The following is a 2,511-nucleotide window of genomic DNA, read 5'->3' on the forward strand; positions in this document are numbered from 1 at the left end:
CGGCCATACCTTGGCGAGTTTGCCGAAGCGGGTTTCCCAGGCGTCGATCTCGTGCTGGCCCACCCGGACCAGGGGGGCGTCGCTGGGGGTGAGTCCGCCGGCGTCGGGGGCGGTGGCGTGGCGGGCCAGGGCGGTCAGTGCCTCGACCCACAGCGCGGCCAGCTCGGTGACCTCCGCACGTGAGAGGAGGCCGGTGGGGAAGCCGAAGTAGGCGGTCAGTTCGTCGCCGTGGCCGGTGTCGGTGGCCACCGCGTTGATCTCCAGCGCGGAGAGCACCGGCATGTCCGCGTCCGGCGCGGCGATCAGGTCCCGGTGCGTGGTGTCCGGGGCCCAGCCAAGACCCCGCAGGTGCTCGGGGATGTCCGCGCCGGACGCCTTGCCGAGGTAGTTGAACCCGATCTGCGGCCGACGCGCCCCGGACAGCTCGGCGGCGGTCTCCGGGTTCAGGTGGCGCAGCAGGCCGTAGCCCAGGCCGTTGTCCGGCACCGCCCGCAGCTGCTCCTTGACGGCCTTGACGGCCCGCCCGGCGGACGTGCCGCCGGCGAACGCGTCCGCCACGTCGATGCCGGCCACGTCCAGGCGGACCGGGTACATCGCGGTGAACCATCCCAGCGTGCCCGACAGGTCCGCGCCGGGCACCAGGTGCTCCTCGCGGCCGTGCCCCTCCAGCCGGACCAGCGCCGAGGAGGCGGACACGCCCCGCGTCCGGCGCCAGCGCGCCAGCGCGAGGGCGAGACCGGCGAGGAGGCCGTCGTCGACACCACTCCGGAACACCGCGGGCAGCGTGTTCAGCAGAGTGTCCGTGACATCCGCGGGCACCTGGATGCGGACGGTGTCCACGGTCGCCGTGACATCGCGCGCCGGGTCCAGCTCACGTGCGCCCAGGACCGGCTCGTCGCCGGCCAGGATCTCCTGCCACACCGGCAGCTCCGCCACCCGCTGCCCGGTGGCCGCCTGCTCGGCCAGGGCGTGTGTCCACCGGCGCAACGAGGTGCCCACGGCGGCCGGTCCGGGAGCGCCGGCGCCCCGGACCCGCTGCCAGGCGGAGACCAGGTCGGGCAGCAGGATCCGCCACGACACCCCGTCGACGACCAGGTGGTGCAGCACGATCAGCAGCCGGTCCGCCTCCGTGTCGGAGGTGAACCACACGAACTGCGCCATCACACCCGCGTCCGGGTCCAGCCGGTCCGCGGCGGCGTCCAGCTCGGCCTGCATCCCGGCCCCCGGGTAGGGGACTTCCCGCAGCAGGCCCTCCGCGCGCACGCTTCCCGCCGGCTCCATCCGCAGGCCCGGATCCGTCCGGTCCAGCTTCGAGCGCAGCACGTCGTGCCGGTCCAGCACCGCCTGCAGCGTCGCGGCCAGCCCGGCGCGGTCGATGCCTTCGGGCAGGGTCAGCAGCGCCGACATGCAGAACCTTCCGATGCCACCGCCCAACGCGAGCACATGCGCCGCCGTCGGCGGCAGCGGAGCCCAGCCGACACCGCCGCCCGGCAGCTCGGCCAGGACCACCCGCTCCTCTTCCGCCCGGCCCTCGACCAGCTCCGCGAGCCGGGCGACCGTGCGGTGCTCGAAGATCTCCCGCGTACTGACCACGACACCGCGCGCCTTGGCACGGGCCACGACCTGGATGGACCGGATGCTGTCCCCGCCGCCGGCGAAGAAGTCGTCGTCGACACCGACCTGACCGGCACCGAGCACATCGGCGTACACCTCGGCCAGGACCCGCTCCGCCTCGCCGCGCGGCGCGCGGTACTCGGTGCCGGTGAACTCCGGCTCGGGCAGCGCGGCCCGGTCCAGCTTTCCGTTCGCGGTCAGCGGCAGCCGGTCCAGGACCACCAGCTGCGCGGGCACCATGTAGTCCGGCAGCCGCTTGGCCGCGAACCGCCGCAGATCCGCCGGCGAGACGGTGGCGTTGATGTCCACGTCCCCGCCCTGGGCACCGGCGCCCGCCTGTGCCACGTAGCCGACGAGCCGGGTGGCGCCGGTGGGGTCCTTGCACACCGTGACCACGGCCCGGCTGACCGCGGGATGCTGGGCGAGGGCGGTCTCGATCTCGGTCGGCTCGACGCGGATGCCGTTCACCTTGACCTGGTTGTCGGCGCGGCCCGCGTACTTCAGCCGGCCGCTCTCGTCCCACTCGGCCAGGTCGCCGGTGCGGTACATACGCGCACCGGCAGGCCCGAAGGGGCAGGCGACGAAGCGCTCCGCGGTGGCGGCGCCGTTGCGGTGATAGCCGCGGGCGACCAGACCGGCCACATACAGCTCGCCCACGACACCCTGCGGCACCGGCGTCAGCTCCGGCCCCAGGACGAAGGCACGCATGTTGGCCAGCGGCGCCCCGACCGGCACCGCACCCGTCCCCGCCCAGTCCTGCGGAACCGTGAAGGTGGCGGCGTAGAAACTCTCGGTCTGGCCGTAGGCGTTGACGACACGGGTACCGGGCAGCGTGTCGCGCACCTTGCGGACCATGTCGCAGGAGAGTGCCTCACCGGCGAAGACGACGGTCTCCAC

General features: G+C 73.9%; 1 protein-coding gene. It reads right to left on the reverse strand.

From position 1 onward, the window contains the following. Positions 1 to 2,511, reverse strand: a 2,511-nt coding sequence (locus tag BIV25_RS20600; protein ID WP_143076667.1) for a condensation domain-containing protein, incomplete at both ends; no start/stop codon positions are given.

Origin of the sequence: Streptomyces sp. MUSC 14, assembly GCF_001866675.1 — a bacterium.
Taxonomy (GTDB): domain Bacteria; phylum Actinomycetota; class Actinomycetes; order Streptomycetales; family Streptomycetaceae; genus Streptomyces.